The 6,792-nt window shown below is 73.3% G+C and carries 5 protein-coding genes; 1 reads left to right on the forward strand and 4 read right to left on the reverse strand.

Features of this window, described 5'->3' with window-relative positions; all coding sequences use genetic code 11:
- Window positions 1-141 precede the first annotated feature (141 nt).
- Window positions 142-1,335 (forward strand): hypothetical protein, encoded by a 1,194-nt coding sequence (locus AB0B20_RS06475; protein WP_357468669.1) that lies wholly within the window; start codon window positions 142-144, stop codon window positions 1,333-1,335.
- 55 nt (window positions 1,336-1,390) lie between these two features.
- Here the strand turns inward: AB0B20_RS06475 and AB0B20_RS06480 are convergent, their stop codons facing one another.
- The 4 genes from AB0B20_RS06480 to AB0B20_RS06495 form a co-directional block, all read right to left on the reverse strand.
- Window positions 1,391-2,293: a sulfurtransferase gene (locus AB0B20_RS06480; RefSeq protein ID WP_357382236.1), complete on the reverse strand. Its 903-nt coding sequence runs from the start codon at window positions 2,291-2,293 to the stop codon at window positions 1,391-1,393.
- An 89-nt stretch (window positions 2,294-2,382) separates the two neighbouring features.
- Entirely contained in the window at window positions 2,383-5,316 is a 2,934-nt protein-coding gene (locus AB0B20_RS06485) for a hypothetical protein (RefSeq protein WP_357468672.1), read from the reverse strand.
- Between the two features lie 158 nt (window positions 5,317-5,474).
- On the reverse strand, window positions 5,475-5,921 hold the full coding sequence (locus tag AB0B20_RS06490; RefSeq protein WP_357468675.1) for a hypothetical protein: 447 nt from the start codon (window positions 5,919-5,921) through the stop codon (window positions 5,475-5,477).
- 2 nt (window positions 5,922-5,923) lie between these two features.
- Window positions 5,924-6,694, reverse strand: coding sequence for an SGNH/GDSL hydrolase family protein (locus AB0B20_RS06495; protein ID WP_357382230.1), 771 nt, complete (start codon window positions 6,692-6,694; stop codon window positions 5,924-5,926).
- Between the last annotated feature and the right edge of the window lie 98 nt (window positions 6,695-6,792).

The following is a 6,792-nucleotide window of genomic DNA, read 5'->3' on the forward strand; positions in this document are numbered from 1 at the left end:
CCCGTCTACAACCGCTGGCTTCTTCCGACGCTTGACTACCGTCAAGAGCCAGTGCCACGACGCGCTGCGCAAGCTGCGCGACGTCGTACCCGCCCCGGGCGCGCCCGGAGACGGCCTGATGACCGGGATGGAGGCGAACCCGTGACCGAGACCGAGCTGACCCGGCTGCTGACCCGGGCCGCCGAGGAGATCCGGCCGGCTCGTCCGGCCGCCGCCGGATGGGACCGGGCCCGCCGGGTCCGTCGCGCCCGCCGGGCCGCCGGCGCCGCGGCCGTCGCCGTGGTCCTGCTCGGCGGCGGTACGACGGCGCTCCTGCACCGCTCCGGCCCGCCACCGGCCGCACCGCCCCGCCCGACTGTGACGTCGGCACCGAGCGCGCCGGTGGTGCAGCGGCCCCCGGATCGGCTCGGACAGGCCGGCGGCCCGCTGGCCCGGCTCGGCGACCGGGTCGCCTCCGGCCTCTCCGAACGCCCGGTGCGCCGGGCGCAGGTGCTCTACCAGCCGGTCGACCCGGAGACCGGCGAGGCCGGCCCGGTCCGGGTGCTCGGTGACGACGGCATCGTCCGGGAACTCGACGTCGTCACGCTCGCGCCCACCCGCGACGCCGGGGGCAACCAGGCCGCTCCGCTCAAGCCGGGCAGTCTGTCGCCGGACGGCCGGATCGCCGCGTTCGCGCAGACCGGCGAGGTGGTCGTGGTCGGCCTGACCGACGGCGCGGTCCGCCGCTACCCGCTCGCCGGCTACCTGGAACACGTGCTCTGGGCCGGGGACCGGCTGCTGGTCGGGGACAACGACACCGCGTACGAGCTGGACCGGCGCACCGGAGCGGCACGGAAGCTGCCGGTCGATCCCTGGACGCTCGTCGTGCCCGAGCCGGCCCGTTCCGGTGACCTGTTCACAGTCGGCGGCTGGTCCGGGGACGGCGGCCTGGCCGTACGCCGGTTCCCCGCCTCCGGTGGCGAGCCGGAGCGGCGGCCGGTGACCACCGGGGAACTGCCGCCCGGCTACCGGCTGGACGAGGTCTACGGACGGGGCTGGCAGCGCGGCGACCGGATCGGCCAGGCCGGGTGGACCACCACAGCGGGCGCCGCCGGCACGACGAGCGGCGCCGAGGGCGTGGCGGTGCTCGACGCCCGTACCGGCGCGGTGACCCGCCTGCTCGACCTCGGACGCGAGGGCCGGTCCAAGGGCTGCTGCGAGGTGTACGGCTGGACCGCCGACGGCGCGCTGCTGTTCCGCTACGACGCCGGGCTGGCCCGGTGGCGACCGGAGACCGGCGGAGTCGACTGGGTGGCGGGCGACGTCCCCGGCCTGCTGTCGATCGCCGCCCGCTGACCGGTACAAAACCGGCCGGTCCCGCCGCGACCACGGCGGGACCGGCCGGGACGGCTCAGCGGATCAGGCCGCCGGGCTGGTCGCCCTTCACGACGGGGGCCCGGACCAGGTTGCCCCACTCGGTCCACGAGCCGTCGTAGTTGCGCACCTGCGGGAAGCCGAGCAGGTGGTGCAGCACGAACCAGGTGTGGCTGGACCGCTCACCGATCCGGCAGTAGGCCACCACGTCGTCGGACGGGCTCAGCCCGAGCTGGTCGGCGTAGATGGCGCGCAGCTCGTCGGCGGACTTGAACGTGCCGTCGTCGTTCGCGGCGGACTTCCACGGCTTGCTCACCGCGCCCGGGATGTGCCCGCCGCGCAGCGCGCCCTCCTGCGGGTAGTCCGGCATGTGCAGCATCTCGCCGGTGTACTCGCCCGGCGAACGCACGTCCACCAGCGGCCGGCCGGCCGCCACGTGGTCCATGACCTGCTCCCGGTACGCGCGGATCGGCGCGTCGTCGCGTTCCGGCACCGGGTACGAGGCGCGGGGCCGGCTCACCCTGTCCCGGGTCAGTTCCCGTCCCTCGGCGACCCACTTCTGCCGGCCGCCGTCGAGCAGCCGCACGTCCTGGTGACCGAAGAGGGAGAAGACCCAGAGGGCGTACGCGGCCCACCAGTTGAAGTTGTCGCCGTAGAAGACGACTGTGTCGTCCCGCCCGATGCCCTTGGCGGCGCACAGCTCGGCGAAGCTCGCGGCGTCCAGGTAGTCGCGGGTGACCTGGTCGTTGAGTTCGGTGTGCCAGTCGACCTTGACGGCGCCGGGGATGTGGCCGGTGTCGTAGAGGAGCACGTCCTCGTCGGACTCGACCACCACGAGCCCTTCGTCGCCCAGGTGCTCGGCCAGCCACTCGGTGGTGACCAGGCGCTGCGGGTCGGCGTACGACTGGAGGTGTGGATGCGGATCACTCGGCACAGGCATGAGCCCCAAGGTACGCCCGATCCGGAGCCGCGGATGTGACACCGGCCCCACCACCTCGGAAAGGTGGTGGGGCCGGTGCGATCAGACGATCAGCCCTCGACGATGAACCACTGGTACGCGAGGTCCGACCGGTTGCCGGCCTTGTCGATCGCGTACACCGTCACGGTGTGCCAGCCGGCCTCGGCCGGCGTGAGGGTGACCGAGGCGGAGCCGTCCGCGCCGGCCGGCACGGTGACCTCAGGGGCGTAGTCGAACTGGTAGACGTACCTGTCGACGTCGGGCATCCCGGGGGTGAACGTGAAGACACCGGGCACGCCCGGACCGCCGCCCGACCCGCCGAGCGGGTAGGTGGTCGAGCTGACGCCCGGCACGCTGCTGACCAGGAACGAGTAGCTGGTCTCCGGGGACAGCTCGCCGGACGACGAGCGGGCCCGGACGGTGAGCGTGTTCCGGAAGGCCCGGTCCGGGGTGACCGTCAGCTCGGCGGCGGTGTCGTCGGTGACGTCGACGGTCTGCTCCGGCCCGTCGTTGAGCCGGTAGACGAACGCCACCGTGTCCGGCAGGTCGGAGTCGAAGCGGAAGCCACCGGGTACGCCGATGCCACCGCTCGAACCCCACTCGCTGTACAGGTACGAGATGACCCGCGGCTTGGGATCGCGGACGGTGAACTGGTACTCGCGCTGCCCGGTGCGCGTGCCGTCAGCGGTCTCCGCGATCACCGTCAACTGGTGCCAGCCGGCCTGCTCCGGGGTCCAGGTGACGGTGGCGGTGCCGTCGGCCGCCGCGTCGACTGTCGTCGGCTCCGCGCCCTGGAACGAGTAGTGGTACCGGACCACGTTCGACCGCTGCGGCGTGAAGGCGAAGGTCCCGGCGACTCCGGGCAGGCCGCTGCTGCCGCCCTCCGGATATTCCGCCGACCGGACCAGCGGGGCGTCGTCGACCAGGAACGTCCAGACGGTCTCGGGCGAGCGGGTGCCGTCCGCGGTGACCCCGCGAACGGTGACCGTGTGCTGCCCGCCCTCGGTGGGCGTCCAGCTCACCGTCGCCCGGGCGCCGCTCTCGACGCGCTGTTCGGTGCCGTCGTCGAACCGGTAGAGGAAGGCCACCGTCTCCGGGACCTCCGAGGTGAACCGGAACTCGCCCGGCTGGCCCGGACCACCGGCGGGCCAGTCGGCCCGGTAGGGGTCGGCGGAGACGGCGGGACGCAGGTCCCACACCCGGAAGAACCAGGTCGCCGGCTCGGACTCGGTGCCGTCCCGGCTCACGCTCCACACGGCCAGGTTGACCCATCCCTCACCGGTCGGCGTCCAGGTCACCGACGCGGTGCCGTCGGCCTTCGCGGCCACCGTGCCCGGCTCGTCGTCGAAGCGGTAGCGGTAGCTGACCGTGTCCGGCATACGCGGGGTGAAGGTGAAGACACCCGGTATGCCCTGTCCGCCGCCGCCGGTCCACTCCTCGTAGACGGTGGCCGAGATCATCGGCTCGGTCGGCAGGTGGAACTCCCGGATGCCGCTGACCTCCACGCCGCCCGCCGTGACGCTGGTGACGGTGAGGGTGCGGAAGCCACCACGAGTCGCGGTGACGGTGATCGCGGCGGAGCCGTCGGCGGCGGCGTCGACCGTCCGCTCCGGGTCGCCGTCCAGGGCGTAGCGGTAGCGCACCACCCCGTCCATCTGCGGACGGAGCTGGAACGTCGCCGGCACGCCGATCTCGTTCAGCCGTCCCTCGATGACCGGCGACACGTCCTCGGCGAGGAACTCGTACGCGGTGGTCGTCGAGCGGTTGCCGACCGCGTCCAGGCTCCACACCCGCAGCGTGTTCAGGCCGCGGTCCGGCGTGAGCGTGACGGTGGCCGCACCGCCCGTCCGGTCGGCGTCGACCGTCTTCTCGACGCCGGAGTCCAACGAGTAGCCGTACCGCACCACGTCGGCGGCGCCGTTGGCGGTGAAGGTGAACTCGCCGGGCAGAGCCGGGTGCCACTCACGGTCGTCCGGGAAGTCGGTGGACGTGACGGTGGGCGGGGTGGCCGGGCCACGGATGTCGAGGCGGAAGTAGCAGACCGGGCTCCACTCGCCGGTGGCCCGGCTGTCCGCCGCCCGCATCTGCCAGGCGTACGTCCGGTCGTGCTCGAACGGCGATGGATAGATGTGGTCGAAGCGGCCGACGACGCGCTGGCCGTCGCGCGCGTTGTTGGTCTGCTCGATGCGCGCCTCCGGCTCGTCGACCGGCCAGACCGCGAAGGAGACGGTGAGATGGTCCGTGCCGCCGCCGTCGTTGCGGTCCCGGTCGTGCACCACCCCGGAGAGGGCGGGGAAGCGGATCACCTGGTACGGCTCGGCCGTGGTGCACGCCGTTCCGTCGGTGGTCCGCAGGTCGGTCGGCACGCCGGGGCGGAAGTTGTAGTCGATCGAGATGCCGACCTTGGTGGCGTACTTCCGGGCCAGCGCCGGATCCCGCTCGACGTCGGCGGGCAGCCGAAGCGAGAGGGTCAGCGTCGACCGGCCCTCGGCGAGCGCCTGGCGCAGCCCCTCGACCGCGTCGAACTCCACCCGGGGCGCCGGGCAGACGGTCCGGTCGGTGAGCTGGCGGCTGTCGACGAGGGCCAGGTCGGCCGGTGGCTTGAGCCAGCTCGACCGGGCGGTGTAGGCGGCGGTGCGCCACAGCTCGATCTTCGGGCGCTTGGTGCAGTCCGCCCCGGCCGTCTCCGTGACGTCGAGCTTGGCCGTCTCGATCTCCGCTCCCCGGTACCGGGAGATGTCGAACGTGAAGTAGGCACGCGACGTGTGCGGGCGACCCTTCGCGTCCGTCCAGATGCCGACCGGCACGTCGCCGGGCTGATCGATATTGATCTTGGCGGGTGAGCGCGAGTCGGTCCAGGCCCAGGAGGTGTTCGTCTCGTAGCGGATGTCGTACGCGGCGGCCGGCGCCGCGGTGGCGGTCACCGTCCCGGCCACGACCACTGTCGCCAGCGCGGCGGCGAGCAGACCTCGCCGGCCGGTCCGACGTGGATTTCTGTCAGGCATGAGGGTCAAACCCCATCCACCTTTCCCCTGTGTCACCCCGTACTTGATCGACGGGGGCAGCGGATGCTACCCAGGCGGGCGGACATCGGGCGATCCCAATAGGCGAAGCACGGGACACATAGGACGTCCGGTGGACGCCGTCGAGCCGTCCGGCTGGGTCAGGCGCGGCGGTGCACCAGCCGCCCGGCGACCACAGTGGCGCGGCAGGAGCCGTCCGGATCGAAGACGGCGAGGTCGGCCCGCCCGCCGGCCACCAGCGCGGGCGGCCTGGCGGCGGGCAGCACCGCCACGTCGTTGCGGGCCGCGGCGGACCGCAGCGCCGGATCGGTGACGTGTTCCCCGACCACGGCGGCGACGCCGAGCCGGAACAACGCGTGCACCCGCTCGCGGGGCGTGGGCGCGGGAGGCAGCGGGCCGTCGTGCACCAGCGCCGGCCCGAGCGTGCCGGCCCACCGCCGCACCCGCACACCGGGGTACGCGCCGGGCAGCTCGGCCGTCGGCACGATCGCCTCGACCCGGTCACCGGCGACCACGACGGCCAACCCCGCGCGGGGCGGGTCGTCGGGTGTCAGCCGCAGCAGGTCGGCGGCGTGGACGGTACGCACGCTCAGTCGGCGTCGACCGGGCCGAGCACCGGCCGTTTGGCGGTGACGAAGTCCCCGGAGGACCGCCCGGTCAACCGGCGCTTGATCCACGGCGCGAGGTGCTTGCCCGCCCAGCGCAGATCGGCGGCGCGGGCTGCCAGCCACGGGCTGGGTGCCGGGTGCGGCGGAACCAGCAGCCACTCCTCGTCGCAGCCGACGCCGAGCGCGGCGAGCACCTGGGCGGCGACCCGGCGGTGCCCGGCGGCCGACAGGTGCAGCCGGTCGGTGCTCCACAGCAGCGGGTTGAGGTAGGTGTCGTCGGCGTACAGGTCGACCAGGATCGCGCCGTGCCGCTCGGCCACCTCGCCGACCGCGCGGTTGAGCACTGCCACCCGGGGGGCCACCAGTCGCTGGCCGGGCAGCCGGGCCATCACGTCGGCGAACCGGAACAGCACCACGTCGCTGCCGCCGCCCCGGAGCCGCTGGACCACGGCGTCGTAGCGCGGCACGAACACGTCCGGGTCGAAGCTGCGGCGCAGCACGTCGTTGCCGCCGGCCGCGAAGCTGATCAGGTCGGGCTTCATGGCCAGCGCGGACGGCACCTGCTCGGCCACCACGTTCGGGAACAGGCGGCCCCGGATGGCCAGGTTGGCATAGCCGAAGTCCGGACCGGCCTCGGCGGCGAGGCGGGTGGCGACCAGGTCGGCCCAGCCCCGGTAGCTGCCGTCCGGATACGCGTCGTCCATGCCCTCGGTGAAGCTGTCGCCCACCGCCACGTAGCTGCGCCAGCGCACGGCGCCTCCCTCAGAGAGTGTTGTGATACCTGGACGTGGGGTTGTGGGGGGGGGTGTGGGGGGATGAAATCAGTGTTGGGGTGTGTGTATTTAAGCGG

Source organism: Micromonospora sp. NPDC049151, assembly GCF_040648395.1.
Classification (GTDB): Bacteria; Actinomycetota; Actinomycetes; order Mycobacteriales; family Micromonosporaceae; genus Micromonospora.